This is a genomic window from Caballeronia sp. BCC1704 (assembly GCF_902833455.1).
GTDB lineage: Bacteria > Pseudomonadota > Gammaproteobacteria > Burkholderiales > Burkholderiaceae > Caballeronia.
The window spans coordinates 184,023-209,887 of the sequence record NZ_CADFFT010000002.1 but is presented as its reverse complement, the minus strand read 5'-3'; the positions used below and the strand labels follow the sequence as shown (position 1 = coordinate 209,887).

Genomic DNA, 25,865 nt, shown 5'->3' with positions numbered 1-25,865 from the left:
TCGTCAAAAGTCTTTGCAAAGCCGCAGCGCGTCGTAGATCGCGCCGTGGATGTTGTGCATCGAGATGCAGTCGCCGACTCTGAACAGCAGGAAGCGCCCGTTGCCGAGCTCTTCGGACAAGCACGGCTGCGCTTGCGCCGCGAAGAGCGTGTGCACGTCCACCTGGCCGCGATTGAGCGATTCGGGCTTGAGCTTCCAGTACAGCGCGTCGTTGGGCGTGCTGCCGTTTTCGATCACCACCTGATCGACCGCGCGCTCTTCCTGCTCTTCCGTGTACTCGTTGCGCAGCACGGCGATCTTCTTGCCGTCTTCCTCGTACACCTTGTCGAGCCAGTAATTCGGCGTATGAATCACGCCCTGCGCATAGAGACGCCGATAGAAGATGGGGAACGTGGTGCCGCCCACGTCATCGGCGACTTTCACATCGGGCGTCACGATCTCGACGTTTCCACCGCGCGATGCGATGAAGTCCGCCACGCCCGCGCCCGCATGCGTGCTCACACCGTCGTAGACGAGCACGTTCTTGCCCGGCTCGACCTTGCCCGAGAGAATGTCCCACGCGCTCACGGCGAGCCCTTGCTCGACGCCCCACGCAGGCACCTGATCCGTGAACGACGAACCGCCCGTCGCGAGCACGACGATATCGGGCTTTTCCGCCATGATCGCCTTGTCGTCGGCCGCGACGCCCAAACGGCGATCCACGCCGAGCCGCTTCGTTTCCATGTCGAACCAGCGAACGATGCCCGCCATCTGCTCGCGTTGCGGCGCCTTTGCGGCAAGCATGATCTGACCGCCGACGTAATCGTTCTTTTCAAACAGCACGACGTCATGCCCGCGCGATTTCGCCACGCGCGCCGCCTCCAGTCCCGCAGGCCCCGCGCCGACGACCACGACCTTGCGCTTCGGTCCACGCGACTTCTCGATGACATGCGGCATGGTCGCTTCGCGCGATGTCGCCGCGTTCTGCACGCACAGCACGTCGAGCCCGTTGTACTGGCGGTCGATGCAATAGTTCGCGCCGACACATTGCTTGATCTCGTCCTCGCGGCCATCGCGAATCTTGATGACCATGTGCGGGTCCGCAATCTGCGCGCGCGTCATGCCGACCAGATCGACCATGCCGTTCGCGAGCAGACGCTCCGCTTGCCCTGCATCGCGAATACTCTGCGCATGCATGATCGGCAGCTTCACCACCGACTTGATGCCCGCTGCGAGATGCACGAAAGGCTCGGGCGGGAGCGCCATCGGCGGCATGCAGTTGGCGAGCGTGTTATGCGTATCCGCGCCCGAGCCGATCACGCCGATGTAATCGATAAGGCCCGTCTCCGACATGGCCTGCGCGATCTCCTTGAGGTTCTCGTGCGACAGGCCGTCTTCATGAAACTCGTCGCCGCACATGCGCAGGCCCACGCAGAAGTCGGCGCCCACGGCTTCGCGCACGGCCTTCAGCACTTCCACGCCGAAACGCAGGCGGTTTTCGAGCGAGCCGCCCCATTCGTCCGTGCGAAAGTTGGTGCGCGGGCTCCAGAACTGATCGATCAGATGCTGGTGCGCCGCCGAGATTTCGATGCCGTCCATGCCCGCATCTTTCACGCGCTTCGCAGCGGCCGCGAAGTCTTCGATGATGCGGCGAATCTCTTCCACTTCGATGATCTTCGCGTTACCGCGATGCACCGGCTCGCGCACGCCCGAGGGCGTCATCAGATGCGGCCAGTTCTCGCCATGCCATGCGGAGCGGCGGCCCATGTGCGTGGCCTGGATCATGATCTTCGCGCCGTGGCGGTGCATGGCTTCGGCAAGACGCGAGAGCGGATCGATGATCTTGTCGGTCGACAGGTTCACCGACTTCCACCAGCCTTGCGGGCTGTCGATCGACACCGGGCTCGAGCCGCCGCACACGGCGAGCCCCACGCCACCCTTCGCTTTCTCCTCGTAATAGCGGATATAGCGATCGCCGGGCAGGCCGCCCGGTTCGGCATAAACCTCCGCATGCGCCGTGCTGACGATGCGGTTACGCAGAGTCAGCTTGTTCAGCGTGAGCGGCTTGAAAAGGTTCGGGTAACGCATGGCGGACGACCTCGGATTGAAGCTACGCGTGGAGTTGCAACGGCGACACTTCGAACACGCAATGCTCGTGGCCTTCGGCCGCGCATTGCGTTTCGATGGACCGCGAGCGCGGGCCCTTCTTCGCGCTGTCTGATACGGTGTCGTTTACCCAGTCCATCGCGCCGGCGAACCAGCCCGCGAACATGTAGCAGAGCTTGCCTTGCTTGCCGGGCTGCGCGAGCACGAACGACGAGTGCCGCAAGTGGATGCGCGCCATCGCGCTTTGCGGGTCCGATTCGACGATATCGAAGAGACCCCAGCCGCGCTGCGACAGGCGCTTCAGGTAATGCTCGAACACGTCCATGCCGGCGATGCCGTGCTTCGCGGCTTCCTTGTCGCACCAGTGATACGCGGACTTGTAGCCGGCCTTGTACAGAATCTCGGCATACGTCTCGCGTCCCAGTGCTTCTTCCACGGCCACATGATTGTTCGTGAAGAAGTGACGCGGCACGTAAAGCATCGGCAGCGCGTCGGTGGTCCAGACGCCCGTTTGCGCGTCGACGTCGATAGGCAGTTGCGGTTGCATCTCAGGTTCCTGTTCTTGTGTCGTTGCGTTCACACGTCCCAGACTTCGCCGAATACGCGCAGCCAGTTCTCGCCCATCACTTTCTTGATGCGCGATTCGCTCCAGCCCGCGCGCTCCATCGCCGCCGTCAGGTTGGGGAATTCGCCGATCGTTCGGATTCCTTCCGGATTGACGACCTTGCCGAAGTTCGTGAGCTGGCGATAACGGCCCTTGTCGTGCGTGATCCAGTCGAAGAACTCGGTGCTGTAGCCTTGCGTGAAGTCCGTGCCGATACCCACGCGGTCTTCGCCGATGAGATCGACCACGTATTCGATGGCTTCCAGATAGTCCTCGACAGTCGCGTCCGGGCCTCGCTTAAGAAACGGCGCGAACATCGTCACGCCGACAAAGCCGTTGGCATCGGCGATTTCCTTCAGTTGCTCGTCCGTCTTGTTGCGCGGATGTTCCTTGAGGCCCGACGGGCAGCAGTGCGAGTACGTGACGGGCTTCTTCGAGCAGGCGATCGCATCCGATGACGTCTTCGCGCCCACGTGCGAGAGATCGACCATGATGCCGACGCGATTCATTTCCTGAATCACTTCGCGGCCATAGCCGGACAAACCGCCGTCGGCTTCATAGCAGCCGGTGCCGACGAGGTTCTGCGTGTTGTAGCAAAGCTGCACCACGTTCACGCCGAGTTCCTTGAACACTTCGATATAGCCGAGGTTGTCCTCGAACGCATACGAGTTCTGGAAGCCGAAGATGATGCCCGTCTTGTTCTCTTTCTTTGCGCGCAGGATGTCGTCGGTCGTGCGTACGAGCGTGAGGATCTCGCTGTAATCGCGGATCTGCTGCTTCATTTCCGCGATGTTGTCCACGGTCTTCTGAAAGTCTTCCCACACGGACACGGTGCAGTTCACCGCCGTGACGCCGCCCTTGCGCATGTCCTCGAACACGGAGCGCTCGAACTTCGAGATGTTGAGGCCGTCAATAATGATGCTGTTATCGTGCAGAGTGCTCATCGCTTGTTGCTCCGTGTGTGCTCAGTAGATGGGGAAGCGTTCGCACAGCGCGAAGATTTCGCGGCGCACGCGTTGTTCGGTTTGCGGATCGCCTTCGGGATGCGCGCGCAGCGAGTCGAAGACTTCGAGAATCAGGCGGCCGATGTCGCGGAACTCGTTCACGCCGAAGCCGCGCGTCGTGCCGGCGGGCGTGCCGAGGCGAACGCCCGACGTGACGGTGGGCTTTTCCGTATCGAACGGAATGCCGTTCTTGTTGCACGTGATGCCCGCGCGTTCCAGCGCCTGCTCGACCTGATTGCCCTTCAGGTTCTTCGGACGAAGATCGACGAGCAGCAGATGGTTGTCGGTGCCGCCCGTCACGAGATCGACGCCGCCTGCCTTGAGCACTTCGCCGAGTGCCTGCGCGTTGGCGAGCACGTTGTCGATGTACGTCTTGAAATCGGGCTGCAGCGCCTCGCCGAAGGCAACCGCCTTGCCCGCGATCACATGCATCAGCGGACCGCCTTGCAGCCCCGGGAACACGGCGGAATTGATCTTCTTGGCGATGTCTTCGTCGTTGGTCAGCACGAAGCCGCCGCGCGGACCACGCAGCGTCTTGTGCGTGGTGGACGTCACGACATGCGCGTGCTCCACCGGATTGTCATGACGCCCCGCCGCGATGATCCCCGCGATGTGCGCCATATCGACCATCAGCTTCGCGCCCGCGTTGTCCGCAATCGCGCGCAGCCGCTTGAAGTCCAGCTTGCGCGGATAAGCCGAGAAGCCGGCGATGATGAGCGAGGGCTTGTGCTGCTGCGCCAACTCCTCGATCTGCTCGTAGTCGATGAGCAGGGTGTCGCGACTCACGCCGTACTGCACCGCGTTGAACCACTTGCCCGAGAGCGCCGGCTTCGCGCCATGCGTGAGATGGCCGCCTGCATCGAGCGACATGCCGAGCACGGTGTCGCCCGGCTTCGCCAGCGCGAGCATCACCGCGCCATTGGCCTGCGCGCCCGAATGCGGCTGCACGTTCGCGAACTTCGCGCCGAAGAGTTGCTTGATGCGATCGATCGCGAGCGCCTCCACTTCATCGACGAATTCGCAGCCGCCGTAATAGCGCTTGCCCGGATAGCCTTCCGCATACTTATTCGTCAGAACGGAGCCTTGCGCTTCCAGCACGGCGCGCGACACGATGTTTTCCGACGCGATCAATTCCACCTGCGATTGCTGGCGCTCCAGCTCTTTCAGTATCGCGCTGCGCACCGAGGCATCGCGGGCCGCGAGCGGCGCTTCGAAGAAGGGATTCGAGTTCGACATGGGCTTGAGTCCGGGTCAGAAAGAACGGTCGTTGGATGAAGCGCGCTTCGCGTGTTTCAGGCCGCTCGTGTCTTCATCGTTGCGTCTATTCTTGACCCTCGCCTTGCTGGTCAATTTATGAATTCAGACGTGTTCTTGGCCTTTTCCGACATGCGCGTCCTTTTTCGACAAGTGGCGGAAAGGCTTTGGGTGTAGGGCGCTTTGGCACGCGCGCGCTGCACTGCCGAGGAACGATCGTGCGCTTTATCAGTGCTTTAGAACGGGTGTTCGCGCCGCGTTAGTGCGTGGCTTTAGAAGGCGAATCACGCATGCTATAGGCGCTCAGGGTTTAGCCTGATGGCATGCTAGTTGCACTAGAAATCAAAATGCAGAAGTGTCAAACAATGACAGAAGCAGCAAGCGCCGCGAGTGACGGCGTCGAACATCAGATTCCAAGGAATCAACTCCCCCATGTCCTCCGATCGTACAGCGTCGCTGTCGCACTTCGCCTTTATGCCGCTGCCCAACTTCACGATGATGGCGTTCACCAACGCGATCGAAGTGCTGCGCATGGCGAACTATCTGACGGGACAGCCGCTGTATCGATGGTCCATCGTGAGTCCCACGGGCGGACCGGTCACGGCGAGCAATGGGCTTTCCGTCGATACGGGACCCGTGGAATGCGTGGGCCAGCCGGATATCGTGTTCGTGGTCGGCGGCATCGACGTGCAGCGTTCGACCGCGCTCGAGCATCTCTCCGCGTTGCGCCGCTTCGCGCGCACGGGCTGCGTGCTCGGCAGCTTGTGCACCGGCACGTATGCGCTCGCGCGTGCGGGTCTGTTGGCGGGCTATGCCTGCGCGATTCACTGGGAGAACATGTCGGCGCTTAAAGAAGAGTTTCCGGACACGCGCTTCCTGAAGGAACTCTTCGTGATCGACCGCGATCGCGTGACGTGTACCGGCGGCGTCGCGCCGCTCGACATGATGCTGAATCTGATCGCCTCGCGCGTCGGCACTGCGCGCGTCACGCAGATCGCCGAGCAGTTCATCGTCGAACACGTGCGAGATACGAGCGCCCAGCAGCGCATGCCGCTGGTCGCGCGGCTCGGATCGGCGAACAAATCCTTGTTCGAAGTGATCTCGCTGATGGAGAACAACATCGAAGAGCCGTTGTCGCGCGAAGAACTCGCGCGGCTTGCCGGCATGTCGCAACGGCAATTGCAGCGGCTCTTTCGCGAGCACCTCGGCATGACGCCGACGCATTACTATCTGACGCTGCGGTTGCGACGCGCGCGCGAGCTGCTGTTGCAGACGGATATGTCGATCATGCACATCACGATGGCGTGCGGATTTCAGTCCGCGTGCCACTTTTCGAAGAGCTATCGCGATGCATTCGGCACTGCGCCTACGCGCGAGAGAAGGAAGCAGGTGCCGCCTTTGAGTGCAGTGCCTGTGATGGTGGCTTAAGTTCGTTCGGCGGTATACGGAAATGCGCCCCTTCTTCTAGGGGCGCATTGTTTTTGTTTAAGCCGCTTTGAGCATGCCGTGCGGATCAAGCACGAACTTGCGGGGCGCGCCGCCATCGAATTGACGATAACCGTCCGGCGCCTGATCGAGCGATACCACCGACACGTTCACGATATCCGCAATCGGCAGACGATCCCACAGAATCGCTTGCATCAGGTTGCGGTTGTACTTCATCACCGGCGTTTGGCCCGTGTGGAACGAATGCGACTTCGCCCAGCCGAGGCCGAAGCGGATGCTGAGACTGCCCTTCTTCGCGGCGGCATCGGCGGCGCCCGGATCGTCGGTGACATAGAGGCCCGGAATGCCGATCGCGCCCGCTGCCTTCGTGATTTCCATCAGCGAGTTGAGGACCGTTGCCGGCGCTTCCGCGTTGTGCTCGCTGCCATGACCGTGCGCTTCGAAGCCGACGCAATCGCCGGCGCTATCCACTTCCGGCTTGCCGAGAATCTGTTCGATCTGTTGCGCGAGGGTCGCGTCTTTCGATAGATCCACCGTCTCGAAGCCCATCTTGCGCGCGTGCGCGAGACGCTCTTCGTTCATGTCGCCGACGATCGTGCAGGCCGCGCCCAACAGACGCGCCGATGCCGCCGCCGCCATGCCGACCGGCCCCGCGCCCGCGACATACACGGTCGCGCCCGGCTTCACGCCCGCCATGACGGCGCCGTGATAGCCGGTCGGGAGAATGTCGGAGAGACAGGTGAGGTCGCGGATCTTCGACATGGCCTGCGCCTTGTCGGGGAACTTGAGCAGGTTGAAGTCGGCGTACGGGACCATCACGTACTCGGCTTGTCCGCCGATCCAGCCGCCCATGTCGACATAGCCGTACGCCCCGCCCGCCCGCGATGGATTCACGTTGAGGCACACGCCCGTGTGCTGCGCCTTGCAGGTGGGACAGCGTCCGCACGCGACGTTGAACGGCACGGACACGAGATCGCCGATGGCGAGCGTTTCGACGTCGCGGCCGATCTCGATGACTTCGCCTGTGATCTCGTGCCCGAGCACGAGACCGATGGGCGCGGTGGTGCGGCCGCGAACCATGTGCTGGTCCGAACCGCAGATATTGGTGCTGACGACTTTGAGAATGACGCCGTGGCCGATGTCGCGGCCACGCGGATCGACCATTTTCGGATAGTCGATGGACTGGACTTCGACCTTGCCCTGACCGAGATATACGACGCCGCGATTCGTGATCATGTGACTCGTCTCCTTGGATTCGTGGACGGCGGGCGCGAGCTCGTTCATTGCGATGCTCGCGGCCGTGCGGGAAGAGTACGCTCGGCCGCGAAAATCACTTGCGTCGAATGCGACGTGGGTTTGGTTGGGAGCGACAGCGCTTCAGTTCTCGGCCGAAGCCCAGACCTTCGCGCCTTCATCGTGCTCGGCCTCCGACACGAGCTTCTCCAGCGCCACGCCTCGCGTCTCCACGCCCAACACCCACACTGCGGAAGCCGCCACCACGAAGCACATCGCGCCGAGCGAGAACACGCCGCCCTGCCCGAACACCGGCAACACGACGCCCACGACATAAGGCCCGATCAACGACCCCACGCGCCCGATCGCCGACGCGAAGCCCGACCCGGTGGCACGCGCGCCCGTTCCGTACAACTCGGGCGTGTAGGTGTAGAGCGCGGCCCACATCGCGAAGAGGAAGAACTGCATCGCGAGTCCGGCGCAGATGAGCAAAGTCGGCGTCTCTGCGTGCAGCGCGGTCTGCCCATACAGATAAGCCATCACGCCGCTGCCGACGAGCGATGCGATGCACGTCGGCTTGCGTCCCCATCGCTCGACGAGCCATGCCGCGCACAAGAAACCCGGCACGCCGCCGAGCGAGATCAGCACGGTATAGAGCACGGACTTCGTCACCGCGAAGCCCGCTTGCTGCATCAGCGCGCCGAGCCATGAGGTCAGCCCATAGAAGCCGAGCAGCGCGAAGAACCACAGCATCCAAACCATGATCGTCCGACGCCTGTACGCCGCGCTCCAGATTTCACGGAATGCGCCGACGCCTTTCGCGACCGGCGGCTCGGCGAGCAGCGAGGGCGCCGGCAACTCGCGCAAGCCGGTAGCCTTCATCACCTTCGCTTCGACATTCGCGAGCACGCTGTCAGCGTCCGCCGTGCGTCCGCGATGTTCGAGCCAGCGCGGCGACTCGGGCACCACGCGCCGCACGATCAGCACGAACACAGCGGGAATGGCGAGCAACGCGAACTCGGTACGCCAGCCGAAGTGTGGCAACACGAAGTACGACACCACGCCGGATGCGATGAACCCGAGCGGCCAGAAGCCATCCATCAGGGCAATGACTCTGCCGCGCGATGCGGTCGGCACGAACTCGGACAACAGCGTCTGCGCGATCGGGAATTCCATTCCCATGCCAATGCCGAGCAGCACGCGATAGAAGATCAGCGATTCGACGGAATGCGCCGTCGAACAGAGATACGACGCGACGCCCCAGAGCACCATGCTCCACTGGAATACGGGACGTCGGCCGAAGCGATCGGCAAGCAGCCCCGCGACGGCCGCGCCCAGCACCATGCCGAAGAAACTCGCGCTGGCGACGAGGCCCGCCGTCGCCGTCGACAGGCCGAACTCGGTCTTGATCGAACCGAGCACGAAGGTCATGGTGCCGAGATCGACGGAATCGAAGAAGAAGGCCACCGCGATGATGATGAAGATGGTGCGGTGATAGCTCGAGAACGGCAGGCGTTCGAGCCGCGCCGCGGCGCTCGCGCGGGGCTGTGTGGCGGTGGACATTTTTTGGTTCCTCTCGATGCGGTGTGTGACCGCTTGGGTTCGTTGCAGGTCTTTTCAGTAGACGCCGACATAAAGCCGCGACATAGAAGGAATGCGTCATGGGGGTGGAATGAGGGCGTCATGGGGGGTGGGCTCCGAGTGTGCGGAGGGGCCTGGATCGTTACCGCCGCGCGGTTGGCCGGATGGGGGTTATCTCCGCGTGTGCGGAGGAGCCAAGCAGGAACGCGATAAAGCAAGCGGCAAGAACGGCCTAGCTCCGTGTATGCGGAGGAGCCGCTACTGTTCCGTCGCCGAACATGCTCTGCGGGGGCCTATCTCCGCGTACGCGGAGGAACCTCCAAGCCGCGTTTCGTGATCGTGTACTGGTAGGGCCTATCTCCGCGTGTGCGGAGGAACCCCCTGGCAGCACGAGGAGGCATTCCAGAGGGTGGGTCTATCTCCGCGTGCGCGGAGGAACAGGCCAACCGGCACTCAGCATGCCGCCCGCCACGAGCCTATCTCCGCGTACGCGGAGGCACCGGCTCATCTACGATCTGGTGCGGTGGTGTCCAGGGCCTATCTCCGCGTACGCGAGGAACCTGCGGCGTAATGCCGATTAGTCCGCACGATGCGGGCCTATCTCAGCGTACACGGAGGAACCTGCATCAGGCCGATGTCTTCCCTTCCATCGGTGGGCCTATCTCCGGGTAGCCGGAGGAACCGCCATTTCGGCGCCGATCGCACCGTGCGCGTCGGGCCTATCTCCGCGTATGCGGAGGAACCCTCGAACAACTGGACGAGCCGGCCTGGCTCGAGGGCCTATCTCCGCGTAGGCGGAGGAACCTTGGCCCCTTGTGTCTGCGTCTTGACTCCGCCGGGCCTATCTCCGCTTACGCGGAGGAACCCAGTCCCGCTGTTGCTGGCTGATCGCGTATTCGGGCCTATCTCCACGTACGCGGAGGAACCTACCAGTTCGCTTCGTCGTATTCGCCGGTCGCCGGCCTATCTCCGCGTACGCGGAGGAACCGCGGCGCTCGTCGTCGTGCTCGGCAGCAAGCGTGGTCTATCTCCGCGTACGCGGAGGAACCTCTCCCACATAACCCGATGATTGAGTGCCGTCCGTTTCAATCGATGCCGAATTGCTGCGCGCGCAACCGATAGATCGTCTTCACGCGCGCCCCTTCGATGCCGCACAGCGTATCCAGATCGCGATGCGTCAGCACCTCGCCCAACCGCAGCGCATACATGTGCCGCGCAACGGCCAGGCGTCGGCGCGCGCTGCCCCACAGCTCGGCCTGCCGCCGCGCGACATCCGAGCGATCCGGCATGAGCGGCAACGCGGTGTAACCGCGCACGCCGCTCGCGCCAACCGCGGCAAGCAGGGTGCCGTGGCGCGCAAGCAACCGCAGTGCGTCATGCGTTACGCTGCCGCCGGGGCCGAGCAGAACCATGGATACCGACTGATGCGGAATCTGATCAACGTATTGCCCCCTCGCGAAATGCAGGCATCCATCGATAACGCTCAGTTCACCGCGCTCCAGCCACAGGAGCCCGTGACGATCCCCATGCGGCACGCGCGACGTGTCGAGCCCCAGCCGCCCCTCCAGCATGTCGCGCCTGCGCGATCAACCGTCGATAGAGGCAGGCTTCAGCACCAACATGCCGAACCCAAATGCCCGATGCCGTCCGACGCCGCGCGCAAGCAGCCGAGCGAAAGCATCCGGCTCTTCTACACGCAAGTGTCCGGTAAACACCGCATCCGGGCCGTTGATGGAACGTGACTGCCGAGGCGTGCCGTCGCCGGCAACGGCTTGCGTGCGACGAAGCACCGGCGTGAGCTGGAACCGCGTCATACGAGCTTCGAGCACACTGGCCGCTCCGGTCGATCGGAACTGTTCGTTCAGCCATTCGGCATAGACGGCCTCGCGTCGCAGATCGTCGTCTTCGGGTCTTTGCGAACACGCGACCAGAAACGCATCGCGTTCGCGGACTCTTTTCTCGTCGGCGCGCTTGCGGCGGCGCGTGGGTAACCGGAGATAGGCCCACGCAGTGGGGCGACAAGCAGATGGCGGTCGCGGTTCCTCCGCGTATGCGGAGATAGGTCCTGCGGTGGCGGTGGCCTGAAGTGCAGCGGTCGGGTTCCTCCGCGAATACGGAGATAGGCCGCACACGCTCTCTCTTCTCGCTCTCGCTCTCGCGCTTCCTCCGCCCATACGGAGACAACTCAACCCCTAACCCCCCAACCTCCCCCGCGCCGCCTTCACCACCCCCACCAACGCCTCCCCACTCAACCTCGAAGCGACCTCCTTAACGTACACATGATGCCGCCCCTCAAGCGCCGCACCGAGATACTGCGCGTGCAAATACCGAATCAGCGCAATCCGCCGATGCCCCAACGCGATGCTCCGATCGAGCAGCGCCAGCGCCGCCTGCGCATCGTGCTCCTTACAAGCGCGTTCGGAAAGCCGCGCCGCCGCATCGCGCGATGCGTTCATGCGCTCGACACAGCAAGCGCCTGTTGCACTCGCCACGCATCGTAATCCGCGCGCCGCCAGTCGAGTTCGAGCGCGAGCCTTCGCGTGCCCTCGCGAATCTTCGGCTTGTGGAGCGCAAGCGTCAGCGCATCGAGCGCCGGCCATGCATCGAACGATAACGCGGCAATCTCCACCGCAAGCGTTTCGAGCAAGCGCGTATGCGTCTTCTCTTGCAGATACACCGTCACGCGATTGCACCAGGCCTCGTAATCGATCAGCTCGTCTTCGCGAGGCATGCCGCGATACCGCAGGCTCGCATCGATGGATATAGCCTGTGGCGCGCGATGCTCGTGCTCATAAAGCCCGACGCGCGTCATCACGACGAGTTCATCGACGATCACGCGCCATCCTTGTCCGCCCGTATGCAACGGCTCGTACGGCTTCATGCGAGCAGCGGCTCGGCCGCATCGAGCATGATCTTCACGAAGTAATCCGCGAAGCTGCGACGCACGATGATTTCGAAGCGATCGCCGCCCAGCGGCACCAGCGTGATCGACGCCTTGAAGTAGTGGCTCTGCGCACACTGCCCCGCGCCGAAGACCTTCGGATGCAAATCCAGCGGACAGCCGCGCGAAAGCACATCGCGCGTGCGAGGACCGTCGATATCGAGCACCGTATAACCGCTGCCGATATCCACCGCCGATGCGAACGCGCCCGCGAAGGCATCGCGCAATCGCGCTTCGAGCGGCGCCGCGCGCGATGCATCGTGCTGCGCCTCGGACACCACAAGCCATTCGTCCGGCCCGAGCCACAGCATGTCGTAGCCGTTGCCCTTCGCGATGGTGTTCGGCATCGAAGGCGGCGCGCAGCCGATCACGCTTTCCGCCGCGTGCATGAACGCGGCATCGCGTGTATCGCCGCGCACGTTCACGAGTTGCAGGAACGGACGCTCCGTCAAGCGAAACGCCTTCGACGCGCCCGCATGATGCGCCTTCATCAGCGCATCCGCGCCCACGAGCGGCGACTCCTGCCACGTCGGGCCGAGGCTGCTCTGCCCGACTGCCATGCGATCCACAACGGTCGAGGAACCTTTGGTTTCATTCCACATGTTGACGTGCTCCTTCGCTGTCGTAGAACACCGAACTGGTGATTTTCGCGTTGATCTGCTTGCCGCTCGCAAGCGGAATCGTGACGGTTTCGCCGATCTTGTCGAGCCCGCCCTTCACGACGGCCAACGCAATCGAACGCTTCAAAACAGGGCTGTAATAGCTGGACGTCACATGGCCGAGCATCGGCGCGGTATCGCCCTGGAACGGACCCGCGACGATCTGCGATCCCTCCGGCAGCACGAACGAAGGATCGTCCGTGAGCAAGCCGACGAACTGCTTGCGTCCCGCCTTCGCGGTATCCGAGCGCGTGAGCGAGCGCTTGCCGATGAAGTCTTTCGACTTCGCGACGAGGCCGCCCATGCCGAGGTCGAACGGCGTCATCGAGCCATCGGTATCTTGCCCGACGATGATGTAGCCCTTCTCCGCGCGCAGCACGTGCATCGTTTCGGTGCCGTACGGCGTGATGTCGAACTCCGCGCCCGCTTCCATGATGGCTTCCCACACCGCGCGGCCCACGTTCGCCGGCACGTTCACTTCGTAAGCCAGTTCGCCCGAGAAGCTGATGCGCATGACACGCGCCGATGCACCCGCCACCGTGCCATCGCGATAGCTCATGAACGGGAACGCGGCGTTGGCGAAGTCGATGTCCTGACACACCCTTTGCAGCACCTTGCGGCTATTCGGTCCGACCACGGCGAACGTTGCCCAATGGTCCGTCACCGATGCGAGCCGCACGCGCATGTCGGGCCATTCGGTTTGCAGCCAGCGTTCGAGCCACGTGAGCACGCGCGCCGCGCCGCCGGTGGTCGTCGTCATCATGTAGTGATGTTCGGCGAGGCGCACGGTGACGCCGTCGTCGAAGATCATGCCGTTCTCGTCGAGCATCAGGCCATAGCGGCATTTGCCGACTTCCAGCTTGCTCCACGGGTTCGTGTAGACCCAGTTCAGCAGCTTCGCGGCATCGGGGCCTTGAATGTCGATCTTGCCGAGCGTCGATGCATCTAGAATGCCGACGCTCTGACGCACCGCGAGCGATTCACGCGCGACCGCCGCGTGCATTTCTTCGCCGGCCTTCGGGTAGTACCACGGGCGCTTCCAGTTGCCGACGTCCTCGAACATCGCGCCGTTCTGCACGTGCCATTCGTGAATGGCGGTCTTGCGCACGGGATCGAGAAATTCACCCAGTTCGCGGCCCGCGAACGTGCCGAACGTGACAGGCGTGTAGTTCGGGCGGAACGTGGTGGTGCCTGTCTCCGGAATGGTCTTGCCGAGCGCCTGCGCAAGAATCGCCATGCCGTTGATGTTGCCGAGCTTGCCCTGATCCGTTCCGAAGCCCATCGCCGTATAACGCTTGACGTGCTCGACCGATTCGAAGCCTTCGCGCGCGGCGAGATAGATGTCGGCCGCGGAAACGTCGTTCTGGAAATCGACAAACTGCTTCGGTCCGCGCGTCGCGAGTTCGCGTCCGCCGACGAGCCACAGCGGCATGATCGGCGCTTCCGCGATCTCCGCGACCTTCACCGGCTGCGTCCGCGCCACGATATGTCCCGCTGCGCGCGCCGCTTCCGCGCCCGCTTCGAGACCGAACCGAATGCCGCGTGCCAGCGTGAAGTCGCCCGCGCATGCGCCGACGCTCGTCTCCGCCTGCATCGCCTTGCCGGGGACGAAGCATGCCTTCTCATCGTGCCAATGCGCCTTGCCGCCGGATTGTGCGAAGAGATGCAGCACCGGGCTCCATCCGCCGGACATCGCGACGAGATCGCAAGGCAGGTCCGCTTGCTTCGCGCCGACCGTGCCGTTCGCATACGAAGCCACTTCCACCGACGACACGCGCAGCTTGCCGTGCGCCGCCGTCACCACGGCGTTGTTCATCACGCGCACGCCGTAGCGTCGCGCGGCGGCGGGCAATGCGCCCTTCGTTTCGGCAGGACGCGGATCGACAACCGTGACCTGCGCGCCTGCCGCCTTGAGATCGAGCGCGCATTGATAGGCGTCGTCGTTGTTGGCGAACACCACGGCGTTGCGGCCCGGCAGCACCGCATAGCGATGCAGATACGTCGATACCGCGGACGCCAGCATCACGCCGGGCAGATCGTTGTTGCCGAACACGATGGGACGCTCGTGCGCGCCCGTCGCGAGAATCACGCGCTTCGCCCGCACTTTCCACATCAGTTCGCGCGTGCCCTTGCGCATCGACACGGGCAAGTGATCGGTCAGGCGCTGCGTCACCGTCACGAGATTGTGGTCCTGATACCCGAACGCCGTGCTGCGCGAAAGTATCTTCACGTCGGGCATCGTACGCAGTTCGGCCTCGATTTTCTGCACCCAGTGCAGCGCGGGTTTGCCGTCGATCTCCGCGCGGCACGAGAGCAGCGAGCCGCCCAGTTCGCGCTGATCGTCGACGAGAATCACGCGCGCGCCGGACAAGCCCGCCGCATACGCCGCAGCGAGACCCGACGGTCCGCCGCCGACCACGAGCACGTCGCAATGCGCGAAGCACTTGTCGTAGCGGTCCGCATCGCGTTCTTCGGGCGCCTTGCCGAGACCGGCTGCATCGCGAATGACTTCTTCGTACTTGGGCCACAGCTTGCGCGGCCACATGAACGTCTTGTAGTAGAAGCCCGCCGGAATGAAACGCGCGATCTTCTGATTGATCGCCATGCGATCGTTCTCGATGTTCGGCTTCGCGTTCACGCTCTCCGCGACGAGTCCCTGATACAGCTCCACTTCGGTCGCGCGCGCGTTCGGCACCGTATAAGCGCCCTTTTCGAGCTGCACGACCGCATTCGGTTCTTCCACGCCCGCCGTCACGATGCCGCGCGGCCGGTGATACTTCCAGCTTCGCGCGACGAAGTGTTGTCCGTTAGCGAGCAACGCAGACGCGAGCGTGTCGCCCTGATAGCCTTGATACGTCTTGCCGTTGAACGTGAAGGTCAGCGCGATGGCGCGATTGATGCGCCCGCCCGTGGCGAGTCGGTCTTTCTGGCTCATTTCGACGCTCCCTCCTTGTTGTCCATCACAGCCAGCGGACGGTCGAACGTCTCGTAGCCCTGAATCTCGTAGGTCACCGTGTCACGCTGCGCCTTGAACCAGCGGCGGCAGCCTTGCGCATGCATCCATTGCTCGCGATGCACGCCGCGCGGGTTCTTGCGCATGAAGAGGTAATCGCCCCATTCCTTGTCGGTGAGCTTTTCCGTTTCCAGCGGGCGCGCGATGTCCGCTTCGCCGCCGCAGGAAAATTCGCTTTCGGCGCGCGGCCCGCACCAGGGGCATTCGATCAGCAACATGTTCAGTACTCCTTTAGTGCGCCACAGCAGCCGCGCCGTGTTCGTCAATCAGATGGCCGGTATAGAAGCGGTCGAGCGAGAACGGCGCATTCAGCGGGTGCGGCTCGTCTTTCGCGATGGTGTGCGCGTACGCCCAGCCGGAACCCGGCGTTGCCTTGAAGCCGCCCGTGCCCCAGCCGCAATTGAAGTAGAGGCCCTTCACGTCGGTCTTGCTGATGATCGGGCATGCGTCCGGCGAGACATCGACGATGCCGCCCCACTGGCGGTTCATGCGCACGCGCGAGAACACGGGGAACATCTCGACGATCGCTTCCAGCGTGCCTTCGATGATCTGGAAGCTGCCGCGCTGCCCGAAGCCCGTGTATTGATCAACGCCCGCGCCGATCACGAGATCGCCCTTGTCGGACTGGCTGATGTACGCGTGCACCGCGTTCGACATGACCACTGTGTTGACCACCGGCTTGATCGGCTCGGACACGAGCGCCTGCAACGGATGGCTTTCGAGCGGCAGCCGCACGCCCGCCATGTCGGCGAGCGTCGTCGTGTTGCCGGCCGCGACGATCGCAACCTTCTTCGCCTTGATATGGCCTTTGGTAGTATCGACGCCGGTCACGCGGTTGCCCTCACGCCGAATGCCCACCACCTGACAGTTCTGGATGATGTCCACGCCCGCCTGATCCGCGCCGCGCGCGAAGCCCCAGGCCACCGCATCGTGACGCGCGACGCCGCCGCGCCGCTGGATCGACGCGCCCAGCACCGGATAACGGCTGTTGAGGTTGATGGTCGGCTCGATCTCCTTGATTTGCGCGGGCGTGAGGAACTCGGCATCGACGCCATTGAGCCGGTTCGCATTCACGCGGCGCTCGGTATCGCGCACGTCTTGCAGCGTGTGCGCGAGGTTCATCACGCCGCGCTGGCTGAACATCACGTTGTAGTTGAGGTCTTGCGAGAGGCCTTCCCACAGCTTCATCGCCTTCTCGTACAGCGCGGCGGATTCGTCCCACAGATAGTTGGAACGCACGATGGTCGTATTGCGCGCGGTATTGCCGCCGCCGATCCAGCCCTTCTCCAGAATCGCAACGTTCGTGATGCCGTGCTCTTTCGCGAGATAGTAGGCCGTCGCGAGCCCGTGCCCGCCGCCGCCGACGATCACCACGTCGTATTCGCGCTTGGGCTCCGGGCTGCGCCATTGGCGCTCCCAGTTCTCGTGATACGACATGCCGTTGCGCAGCAGGCTGAATATCGAATAGCGGCTCATGTGTCTCTTCCTTCGTAGCGGTGTTTCAGCACTCGATGACGTTCACGGCCAGCCCGCCGCGCGACGTCTCCTTGTATTTCGTCTTCATGTCCGCGCCCGTTTCGCGCATGGTCTTGATGACCGAATCCAGCGACACGTAATGCTGGCCGTCGCCCTTCATCGCCATGCGCGCGGCGTTGATCGCCTTGATCGCGCCCATCGCGTTGCGCTCGATGCACGGAATCTGCACGAGGCCGCCGACGGGATCGCACGTCATGCCGAGGTTGTGTTCCATGCCTATTTCAGCGGCGTTTTCCACTTGCGCGGGCGTGCCGCCCATCACGGCTGCGAGCGCGGCGGCGGCCATCGAGCACGCGACGCCCACCTCGCCCTGACAGCCGACTTCCGCGCCGGAGATCGAAGCCGTTTCCTTGTAGATGATGCCGATGGCTGCCGCCGTCAGAAGGAACCGCACGATGCCTTCGTCGTTCGCGCCGTGCATGAACTTCACGTAGTAGTGCAGCACGGCGGGAATCACGCCGGCCGCGCCGTTGGTCGGCGCAGTGACCACGCGCCCGCCCGAAGCGTTTTCTTCGTTGACGGCCATCGCGTAGAGGTTCACCCAGTCGAGCATCGAGAGCGGATCGCGCAGCGATTCCTCGGAACGCGAGCGCAGTTGCGCGCACAGATCCGCGGCGCGGCGCTTGACCTGCATCGGTCCCGGCAGATCGCCGCGCTCCTTGCAGCCGCGCTCGACGCACGCGGCCATCACACGCCACACGGCCAGCATGCCCTCGCGCACTTCATGTTCGCTGCGATTCGCGCACTCGTTCTTCATTGCGACATCGGCGATAGACAGACCTGTCTCCCGGCAGATGCGCATGAGATCGTCGCCGGTACGAAACGGATACGGCACGCTCGCGCCCGCCCGCACACCGTTGACGCGCTCGCCTTCGCGGTTCGTGACGAAGCCGCCGCCGACCGAGTAATACTCCTTCTCGACGAGCAGTTGACCGTTTTCATCGAACGCCTGAAAGCGCATGCCGTTCGGATGCACCATGCTCGATCCCGCCGCGCCCGGCATCAGCTTGCGATAGAAGCCGATATGCTCGCGCTCGTCGAACACGATGGCGCGCTTGCCGAGCAAATTCAGACGCTTCGTCGCGCGGATGTCGGCGAGGCGCGGCGCGATCGCGTCCGGATCGATCAGATCGGGGAGATTGCCTTCGAGGCCGAGCAGCACGGCCTTGTCGGTGCCGTGGCCCTTGCCCGTCGCGCCGAGCGAGCCGAACAACTCGGCCCGCACGCGGGTGACGAAGCCGAGCAGGTTCGCGTCCTCGATGTGCGACGCGAAGCGGCACGCCGCGATCATCGGCCCGACGGTATGCGAGCTGGAAGGTCCGATGCCGATCTTGAACAGATCGAAAACGCTGACATTCATGGCGTGGCCTCAAGGTTGGCGGTTCGCGTCGTTCGAATGAGCGAGCGCGTTCGACATGGCCTCATTGCACCAAACCGCAATTCCGGCAGATAGAACAAAAACGGCATGGAAATGGGATGGCGGCGTCAGCGCTTACCAGAGCGCGCAGGCCGCAGCGCGTTCCTGCGCAGTTTCGTTGCAAACCGGGGCATTTTTGAGATTGCTCCGAACGGCTAAACAAATACGTCTCGGTATATTCCCTAGGTCCGTGAGAGCCCGCGCGAATGCGTCTCTCGTCTTCCAGTCCCCCGTTTAACCCGTTTGCAGCAATGGAAAGTCACGCTCTTCCCGATCAGTTCTTCAAGTCCTGGGTCTTCGCGTTTCTTGTCGGCGCCGGCGTCGTCGGCGCGCTTCAGGCGACAGGCGTTCTGGCTCCCGAACACGTGCTCACCCGCGAAGCGCCTTTGTGGGTCGCGCTGATGCTCGTCTGCTCCATCGATCCGGTTTTGCGCTACTTCGGCGTGTTGAAAGCCGAGGTCGAGCAGCGCTGGGGCGATTACACCGTCGCGAGCCTGCTCGGCCGTTCGACGGGCGCGCTGATCGGCGGCGTGTTCGCCTGGGCGTTCGCGGTTCTCGGCGCCTGATTCATCGCTTCACGCCGCGCGTTCTGCGCGGCGTTTCCTTCCTTTCTGACGATGCGCCCGTTGCGCGTGCCCGGTGTTATGCTCGCCGCATACCCCAGAGCCGCCGCACCGCACGCGCATGAATCCCGCAGAATCTCTTCCGCCGCTTTCCATCGACGGCCAATCGAAATCGCGCATCCGCTTCGGCATCGTGCTGTTGCCGAACTTCACGCTGACCGCGTTCTCCGGCTTCGTCGATCTGCTGCGTCTTTCCGCTGACGAAGGCGACTTCAGCCGCCCGGTGCGCTGCTCGTGGAGCGTGATCGGCGAAACGCTCTCGCCGGTGCGCGCGAGCTGCGGCATCCAGATCACGCCGTGGGAAACCTACGAGCAGGCCGAACCGTTCGACTATGTGGTCGTCGTCGGCGGCCTGCTGCATTCCGGGGCTTCCGCGAGCGATGCCACGCTGCAATTCATTCGCCGCGCCGCCGCCCGCGACGCGACCATCGTCGGCATGTGCACGGGCGTTTTCACGCTGATGCGCGCCGGCGTGCTCGACGGCCATCGCGTCTGCGTGAGCTGGTTCCACTACTGGGATTTCGTCGAGCGTTTTCCTCAAGCGGACGAGCAACTGCTCGTCGCGGACCGGCTGTTCGTGATCGACAGACGGCGCATCACATGTTCGGGCGGGCGTGCTTCCATCGACGTGGCGGCCGCCATTCTGCTGCGGCACTTCGAGACCGCGACGGTGCAAAAGGCGCTGCGCATTCTGCTCGTCGACGACATGCAGAAAGGCAACGCGCCGCAGCCGCATCCGCCGGGCCTCGCGCCCGCCACGCATCCGAAGGTCAAGCGCGCGATTCTTCTGATGGAGCAGCACGTCGGCCGTTCGCTCACGCTCGATGAACTCGCGCACAAGCTGGACATGTCGACGCGGCAACTCGAACGCCTCTTCAAGGCCGAGACGGGCAAGGCGCCGCAGGCGTATGCCAAGCAGGTGCGGCTGCGCACGGCCGCGTGGCTGCTGACGAGTTCGGACAAGACGGTGGCCGATATCGCGTCGAGCTGCGGTTTCTCCGATGCATCGCACCTCGGCCGCGAATTTCGCAAGCAGTTCGGTCTGCCGCCGATGATGTATCGCGAGCAGCGCGGGGCAGACACCGAGGAAGTGCATCACGCAATGGACTACGACGAGACGTTTCCCGGCCGCGCGCAGGCCATCTGACCAATTCCAACGAAGGAGACTGGCATGGAGACTCACGGATATTCGGAGCAAGAGTGGGCGCTACGCTGTGACCTGGCGGCGCTGTATCGCGTCATCGCGCATTTTCGCTGGACCGACATGATCTTCACGCACATCAGCGCGCGCGTGCCGGGGCCGGAGCATCACTTCCTCATCAACCGATACGGCGTGCTCTTCGACGAAATGCGCGCGTCGGACCTCGTGCGCATCGACAGCGAAGGCCGTCCGGTCGATGCGAACGCGGCCGAGCATCCCGAGCGGTATCGCGTGAATCCGGCGGGCTTCACCATTCACTCGGCCATTCACATGGCGCGGCCGGATGTGGTTTGCGTTGTGCATACGCATACGCCGGCGGGCGCGGCGGTCTCCGCGCAGAAGCAGGGGCTCTTGCCCATTAGCCAGCATGCGCTGAAGTACTACGGGCAGATCAGCTATCACGACTACGAAGGCATCGCGCTGGATCTCGCCGAGCGGGATCGTCTCGTCAACGATCTCGGCCCGCATAACGCGATGATCCTGCGCAATCACGGCCTGCTTGCATGCGGCAGTTCGATTCCCGCTGCGTTTCAGGAAATCTATTTTCTGGAACGGGCCTGCGAAATTCAGCTGCGCGCGCTCGCGGGCGGCGGCGAGCTCAATCTGCCTTCGCCCGAAGTGTGCGAAACGACCGCCGCGCAGTATCGCAGCGACAGCATGGAAAGCATTACCGCGCTGCAATGGCAGGCCGCGCTGCGCATGATCGAAGGCGGCAAGACGGATTACCGAACGTGACTGTCAGCTAGCTTCGCGACGCAACGCGCAACGGCGGCGTCAAGCGGAAAGACGCCGCTCCGCGCTCGGCGCATGGCCGAATTGCGCGCGATACGCCTTGCTGAAATGGCAAGGCGAATGGAAACCGCAGACGCTCGTCACGCGCGCGATCGATGCATCCGTGTTGCGCAACAGATCGCGGGCGCGGCGCAGGCGCAGGGTCAGGTAGTAGTGCGTCGGCGACACGCTGAGGAACATCTTGAACATGCGCTGAAGATGCCGCTGCGAAAGATGCACGAGCCGCGCGAGTTCGTCGAGCGACAGCGGCTCTTCGATGTTCGCTTCCATCAGCCGCACGACTTCCACCAGTTCGGCCCGCGAGAAGCCGACGCGCGCATCCACCGGAATATGCTGATAGTCGGTCGAGCCACGTATGCGCTCGACGATGAACTGTTCCGACACTTGCGCCGCATGCGCCTGCCCGAGCCGCAGGCTCACGAGATTGAGCATCAAATCGAGCGGCGCGGTGCCGCCCGTGCAGGTCACGCGGTCACGATCGATCACGAAAAGCTCGTCGGCGAAGCGCACATGCGGGAAGCGCTTGTTGACCGGCGACATGTCTTCCCAGTGCAGCGTGCAGCGGTAGCCGTCCAGCAGCTTCGCCGCAAGGAGCGCATACGGCCCGGTGCAGATGCCGCCCAGCGGCACGCCCGCCTCATGCGCGCGCTGCAAGAGCGCGATCACCGTGTCGTCGACATAATCGGCGACGTGCCAGCCGCCACACACGATCAGCACGTCCGGCATGCCCGCTTCGTCGAGCGTGGTCGCGGGCTTGACCGTCATGCCGTTGCTCGCGCGCGCCGGCTCGCCGTCCGGCGTGATGACCGACCATCTGTAGTGCTCCGCTCGGCCGATGTAGTTCGCCATGCGCAGCACTTCGACCGCGCTCGTGAACGCGATCATCGAGAAGTTCGGCAGCGTCAGAAAGCCGAAGTGCGCGAGATGGGCGAGCGGCGAATCGGCGGCTGCGGGGGCGATCGCATCGCGCTTCATAGGTGCATCAACCTTGTTGCGCGGCCGGCGCGCGGCGCACGCGCATCACGGACTTGAAGCCCGAGAGAAGCGGCGCGCGAGCCATGCCCGGCGAACGTCCGAAGCTCTCCGTGATGCGATCGAGAATGATCGCGAGCAACACCACCGACAAGCCGCTCTCGAAGCCCAGGCCGATATCCAGCCGCTGAATGCTCGCCAGCACGTCGTTGCCGAGGCCGCCCGCGCCGACCATCGACGCGATGATGACCATCGACAGCGCCATCATGATGGTCTGATTCACGCCGGTCATGATGGACGGCAGCGCGTTTGGAATCTGCACCTTGTAGAGCAGTTGCCACGGCGTGCAGCCGAATGCCTGACCCGCTTCCACGATCTCGCGATTCACATGCTTGATGCCGAGCGATGTGAGACGCACTGCGGGCGGCATCGCGAAGATGACGGTCGACAGAATGCCGGGCACGCGGCCGAGGCCGAACAGCATCGCGGCCGGAATCAGATACACGAAGGCAGGCATGGTCTGCATGAGGTCGAGCACGGGGCGCACGACCATTTCGACCATCTTGCTCTTGGCGGTCCAGATGCCGAGCGGCACGCCGAGCAACAAGCTGATAAACGTTGAGGACAACGTAAGACCTAGCGTGATGACCATCTGATCCCAGAAGCCTGTCGCGTAGACGAGCAAGAGCGAGAGCAGCGTGAACGCCGCGAAACGCCAGCCGACGCGCCACAAGCCGATGCCGACGAAGATCGCCATGAGCGCCCACATCGGAATGGCCTGCAGGCCGTGTTCGATGAGCGCAGCGAAGCTCTCGATGACTTTGCCGATGGAGTCGAACGTTTTGGCGTCGTGATCGAGCAGATAGTGGACGCCGTGATCGACCCAGCTACCGAGCGGAATGATTTCAGACATGGGAACCTCGATGGCGCGTTAAGACCTGGAGCACGTTCGTCTTGTTGACCGAACCACAGTACGAACCGTCTGCATCGACGACGGGCAGCGGCGCGGGACTCGCGACCACGCGATTCACCACGTCGTCGAGCGTCATGGTTCGCTGAATGCATTCGACATGATGGATTTGCGGCACGGCGTTGCCCGTGGCGTCGCGCCCGACGAAGCCGCGAATGCGGCGCTCGGCGTCCAGCACAAACGCGTATTCCGCGCTGCCGTTGAGCGTCTTCGCGACGCTCGATGCGTCGATCTGCGGCGAATGCTTCATGACGGGCACGGCATCGGTCTGCATGAGATCGCCGGCCGTGAGGTAACGGCTCGTGTCGATGCCTTCGAAGAAGGCTTGCACGTAGTCGTCGGCGGGATTCTTGATGATTTCCTGCGGCGTGCCGATCTGCACCACGCGGCCGCCTTCCATGATCGCGATGCGCGTGCCGATGCGCATGGCTTCTTCGAGATCGTGCGAGACGAAGAGAATCGTGCGGCGCTGCTCGCGCTGAAGATCGAGCAGCACGTTCTGCATTTCCTTGCGCTTGAGCGGATCGAGCGCGGAAAACGCTTCGTCCATGATCATCAGCGAAGGATTGACGGCGAGCGCCCGCGCAAGGCCCACGCGCTGCTGCATGCCGCCCGACAATTGCGACGGCAGCTTTTGCGCGAAGGGCGCGAGGCCCACTTGTTCGAGCACGGTCATGGCGCGCGATTCGCGTTCCTTGCGTCCGACGCCCGCCACTTCCAGCCCGAACGCGGCGTTGGACAGCACCGTGCGTTGCGGCATCAGCGCGAACGACTGGAACACCATGCTCATGTCGCGGCGGCGCAGCGCCGTGAGTTCCGAGCGCGGCACGGCGGCCACATCGCGCCCGTCGATCAGCACCTTGCCGGCGGTCGGATCGACAAGCCGGTTGATGAGGCGAATCAGCGTGGATTTGCCGGAGCCGGACAGGCCCATCAGCACGAAGATCTCGCCTTCCCTGACATCGAACGAGACGTTGTGGACGCCGACAATCTGGCCGGTACGCGAAAACACCTCTTCCTTCGACGCACCGCCGGCCAACAGGTCGATCGCCTGTTTGGGGTTGCTGCCAAACACTTTGCACAGCCCTTCGACCACTACCTTGGGGGAATCCATCGACATTCTCCAGAACCGTGGCGGACGCGCTTCCGCGCTCTGCATACATAGTTGCCAGAAAAAAGTGCCGTGAGCCGACTATTTGCGACAATCACATGTGGAAATACGACACCGATTTGTCGCAGTTTCGCGGTGGACAGCCGGACGCCCTTGCAGGACAAGGCTTTGCGGAAGAAGAGAGAGAAGCGCGCAACGGTGGACGCGTGTCGCGCCACGACAAGTCGCGGCGCGAAGCCGATGTTTTCGCCTTTGGGGTCAGGCGCTCGGGCGAATCATCTGGAACATTTCGCCGATCTCGGCGTAGTCCGCGCGATAACCCGCGCGCATGATCGGGCGCGCGGCGGCGGTATCGAAGAGACCGTCCTTCAAAAACTCGCTCCGGATATGCACGCCCACCACCTGCCCGAGCGCGAGCCAGTTGTTCATCGGCTGGCCGGCGAGATCGTGGATGCGCACCACTTGCAGCAGCCGGCATTCGAGCGCCGCCGGCGACTCGGCCACATGCGGCACGTCGACATTGCGGCCGGGCGCTTTCGTCAAGCCTGCGAGCTCGAATTCGTCGATCTCTGGCGCCACCGGCGCGGACGTGCGGTTCATGCGCTCGGCGAGCGGGCGCGTCGACATATTCCAGACGAATTCGCCGGTCGCCTCGATGTTGCTGATGCTGTCCTTGCGGCCTTCGCTGGAGAAGCCGATCACGTAAGGGAACGTCGCGAACGCGCCGAAGAAGCTGTACGGTGCGAGGTTCACGCCGCCTTCGGCGGTGCGGCTGGAGATCCAGCCGATGACGCGCGGCGCGACGATTGCCTTGAATGGGTCATGCGGCAGGCCGTGGCCTTCGCTCGGATCGTAGAAGTGGGTGTCGCCGGTCATGAGGGGCCGCGCAATGCGCGAGGGTTCGTGAGAACGAAAGGATACCGCGGCGGCTCGTCGGACGACGGGCGCGGAAAAACTGCAGGGGAAATGATGCCGTGTCGCGCGCTTGTGAGCGCGGAAGTGAGATGCTAGAAAACTGCTAGAAAAACTACAGAACTGGCGGGCGGGTGTACGGCGCTTGCCGTCGCATATTGCTTCTAGTGTGTGTCCCGCGCCGCCTTTAGCCGCGCATTACAGACGGATGCCGAAAGCCGTGCCGCGTGCCTTGCGCTGACGCTCGGATTCACGGAAACGTGCTTGATAGGAGTAGTCTTTGTCCATCGGCAGGTGCGGCGATTCGAAGAACGAAGCGAGTTTTTGCAGCAGTGCGAAGAGGTAGCTCATGTGAGACTCCGGTTGGTGATTGAGGGTTTTCCCTTAGGCATGATTATAGGGTTTGCCCTGCCGGATTCCTAGTGCAATGCAGCATTTACTTCCCAAAAATGTTGTAGTTTTTCTACAGACACGGTTTTTTTGACCGGCTGCGAATTAGGGGCGGGACGGA

General features: G+C 63.3%; 24 protein-coding genes. 4 read left to right on the top strand and 20 right to left on the bottom strand.

The window, feature by feature from the left end; genetic code table 11:
- Nucleotides 1–3 precede the first annotated feature (3 nt).
- The 4 genes from HWX53_RS10800 to HWX53_RS10785 are packed head-to-tail and all read right to left on the bottom strand — an operon-like array spanning nucleotide 4 to nucleotide 4,929.
- Entirely contained in the window at nucleotides 4–2,067 is a 2,064-nt protein-coding gene (locus tag HWX53_RS10800) for an NADH:flavin oxidoreductase (RefSeq protein WP_175940850.1), read from the bottom strand.
- Nucleotides 2,068–2,089: 22 nt separating this feature from the next.
- A complete protein-coding gene (locus HWX53_RS10795) occupies nucleotides 2,090–2,632 on the bottom strand; it encodes a DUF5943 domain-containing protein (protein WP_175940849.1) in 543 nt (180 codons plus the stop codon).
- 29 nt (nucleotides 2,633–2,661) lie between these two features.
- Nucleotides 2,662–3,633: a dipeptidase gene (locus tag HWX53_RS10790; protein WP_175940848.1), complete on the bottom strand. Its 972-nt coding sequence runs from the start codon at nucleotides 3,631–3,633 to the stop codon at nucleotides 2,662–2,664.
- Nucleotides 3,634–3,654: 21 nt separating this feature from the next.
- A complete protein-coding gene (locus HWX53_RS10785) occupies nucleotides 3,655–4,929 on the bottom strand; it encodes a serine hydroxymethyltransferase (protein ID WP_175940847.1) in 1,275 nt (424 codons plus the stop codon).
- Between the two features lie 450 nt (nucleotides 4,930–5,379).
- Between HWX53_RS10785 and HWX53_RS10780 the strand changes: the two genes are divergently transcribed.
- Nucleotides 5,380–6,375, top strand: coding sequence for a GlxA family transcriptional regulator (locus HWX53_RS10780; RefSeq protein WP_175940846.1), 996 nt, complete (start codon nucleotides 5,380–5,382; stop codon nucleotides 6,373–6,375).
- A 57-nt stretch (nucleotides 6,376–6,432) separates the two neighbouring features.
- Here HWX53_RS10780 and fdhA read toward each other — a convergent pair whose 3' ends face one another.
- The 11 genes from fdhA to HWX53_RS10725 form a co-directional block, all read right to left on the bottom strand.
- Nucleotides 6,433–7,629 carry a formaldehyde dehydrogenase, glutathione-independent gene (gene fdhA / locus HWX53_RS10775; protein ID WP_175940845.1) on the bottom strand — a complete coding sequence of 399 codons (1,197 nt, stop codon included), beginning with the start codon at nucleotides 7,627–7,629 and terminating at the stop codon, nucleotides 6,433–6,435.
- A gap of 141 nt (nucleotides 7,630–7,770) precedes the next feature.
- A complete protein-coding gene (locus HWX53_RS10770) occupies nucleotides 7,771–9,189 on the bottom strand; it encodes an MFS transporter (protein WP_175940844.1) in 1,419 nt (472 codons plus the stop codon).
- A gap of 1,103 nt (nucleotides 9,190–10,292) precedes the next feature.
- Nucleotides 10,293–10,778 (bottom strand): CRISPR-associated endonuclease Cas1, encoded by a 486-nt coding sequence (locus HWX53_RS10765; protein ID WP_244140069.1) that lies wholly within the window; start codon nucleotides 10,776–10,778, stop codon nucleotides 10,293–10,295.
- Between the two features lie 15 nt (nucleotides 10,779–10,793).
- Nucleotides 10,794–11,381, bottom strand: coding sequence for a type I-E CRISPR-associated protein Cas6/Cse3/CasE (gene cas6e / locus HWX53_RS10760; RefSeq protein WP_175940843.1), 588 nt, complete (start codon nucleotides 11,379–11,381; stop codon nucleotides 10,794–10,796).
- Nucleotides 11,382–11,399: 18 nt separating this feature from the next.
- Nucleotides 11,400–11,663 carry a hypothetical protein gene (locus HWX53_RS10755; protein ID WP_175940842.1) on the bottom strand — a complete coding sequence of 88 codons (264 nt, stop codon included), beginning with the start codon at nucleotides 11,661–11,663 and terminating at the stop codon, nucleotides 11,400–11,402.
- Entirely contained in the window at nucleotides 11,660–12,088 is a 429-nt protein-coding gene (locus HWX53_RS10750) for a dihydroneopterin aldolase (RefSeq protein ID WP_175940841.1), read from the bottom strand. Before HWX53_RS10750 ends, HWX53_RS10755 begins: the two co-directional genes overlap by 4 nt.
- A complete protein-coding gene (locus tag HWX53_RS10745; RefSeq protein WP_175940840.1) occupies nucleotides 12,085–12,750 on the bottom strand; it encodes a sarcosine oxidase subunit gamma in 666 nt (221 codons plus the stop codon). The genes HWX53_RS10750 and HWX53_RS10745 overlap by 4 nt, the downstream gene beginning before the upstream one ends.
- Nucleotides 12,740–15,742, bottom strand: a complete 3,003-nt coding sequence (locus HWX53_RS10740) for a sarcosine oxidase subunit alpha family protein (RefSeq protein ID WP_175940839.1) — start codon at nucleotides 15,740–15,742, stop codon at nucleotides 12,740–12,742. Before HWX53_RS10740 ends, HWX53_RS10745 begins: the two co-directional genes overlap by 11 nt.
- On the bottom strand, nucleotides 15,739–16,038 hold the full coding sequence (locus HWX53_RS10735; RefSeq protein WP_175940838.1) for a sarcosine oxidase subunit delta: 300 nt from the start codon (nucleotides 16,036–16,038) through the stop codon (nucleotides 15,739–15,741). The genes HWX53_RS10740 and HWX53_RS10735 overlap by 4 nt, the downstream gene beginning before the upstream one ends.
- A 13-nt stretch (nucleotides 16,039–16,051) precedes the next feature.
- Nucleotides 16,052–17,296 (bottom strand): sarcosine oxidase subunit beta family protein, encoded by a 1,245-nt coding sequence (locus HWX53_RS10730; RefSeq protein ID WP_175940837.1) that lies wholly within the window; start codon nucleotides 17,294–17,296, stop codon nucleotides 16,052–16,054.
- 25 nt (nucleotides 17,297–17,321) lie between these two features.
- Nucleotides 17,322–18,716 (bottom strand): L-serine ammonia-lyase, encoded by a 1,395-nt coding sequence (locus HWX53_RS10725; RefSeq protein ID WP_175940836.1) that lies wholly within the window; start codon nucleotides 18,714–18,716, stop codon nucleotides 17,322–17,324.
- 308 nt (nucleotides 18,717–19,024) lie between these two features.
- Between HWX53_RS10725 and HWX53_RS10720 the strand changes: the two genes are divergently transcribed.
- The 3 genes from HWX53_RS10720 to HWX53_RS10710 all read left to right on the top strand — a co-directional run bounded on the left by HWX53_RS10720 (nucleotide 19,025) and on the right by HWX53_RS10710 (nucleotide 21,332).
- Nucleotides 19,025–19,339, top strand: a complete 315-nt coding sequence (locus tag HWX53_RS10720) for a hypothetical protein (protein WP_175940835.1) — start codon at nucleotides 19,025–19,027, stop codon at nucleotides 19,337–19,339.
- A 118-nt stretch (nucleotides 19,340–19,457) separates the two neighbouring features.
- Nucleotides 19,458–20,543, top strand: a complete 1,086-nt coding sequence (locus tag HWX53_RS10715) for a GlxA family transcriptional regulator (protein ID WP_175940834.1) — start codon at nucleotides 19,458–19,460, stop codon at nucleotides 20,541–20,543.
- A 24-nt stretch (nucleotides 20,544–20,567) separates the two neighbouring features.
- Nucleotides 20,568–21,332 (top strand): class II aldolase/adducin family protein, encoded by a 765-nt coding sequence (locus HWX53_RS10710; RefSeq protein WP_175940833.1) that lies wholly within the window; start codon nucleotides 20,568–20,570, stop codon nucleotides 21,330–21,332.
- A 39-nt stretch (nucleotides 21,333–21,371) separates the two neighbouring features.
- Here the strand turns inward: HWX53_RS10710 and HWX53_RS10705 are convergent, their stop codons facing one another.
- The 5 genes from HWX53_RS10705 to HWX53_RS10685 all read right to left on the bottom strand — a co-directional run bounded on the left by HWX53_RS10705 (nucleotide 21,372) and on the right by HWX53_RS10685 (nucleotide 25,705).
- A complete protein-coding gene (locus HWX53_RS10705; protein WP_175940832.1) occupies nucleotides 21,372–22,364 on the bottom strand; it encodes a GlxA family transcriptional regulator in 993 nt (330 codons plus the stop codon).
- Between the two features lie 7 nt (nucleotides 22,365–22,371).
- Nucleotides 22,372–23,274, bottom strand: a complete 903-nt coding sequence (choW, locus tag HWX53_RS10700; RefSeq protein ID WP_175940831.1) for a choline ABC transporter permease subunit — start codon at nucleotides 23,272–23,274, stop codon at nucleotides 22,372–22,374.
- Nucleotides 23,267–24,445, bottom strand: a complete 1,179-nt coding sequence (locus tag HWX53_RS10695) for a glycine betaine/L-proline ABC transporter ATP-binding protein (RefSeq protein WP_175940830.1) — start codon at nucleotides 24,443–24,445, stop codon at nucleotides 23,267–23,269. The genes choW and HWX53_RS10695 overlap by 8 nt, the downstream gene beginning before the upstream one ends.
- A gap of 255 nt (nucleotides 24,446–24,700) precedes the next feature.
- Nucleotides 24,701–25,318: a flavin reductase family protein gene (locus HWX53_RS10690; protein WP_175940829.1), complete on the bottom strand. Its 618-nt coding sequence runs from the start codon at nucleotides 25,316–25,318 to the stop codon at nucleotides 24,701–24,703.
- Nucleotides 25,319–25,552: 234 nt separating this feature from the next.
- Nucleotides 25,553–25,705 (bottom strand): hypothetical protein, encoded by a 153-nt coding sequence (locus HWX53_RS10685; protein WP_175940828.1) that lies wholly within the window; start codon nucleotides 25,703–25,705, stop codon nucleotides 25,553–25,555.
- Nucleotides 25,706–25,865 lie beyond the last annotated feature (160 nt).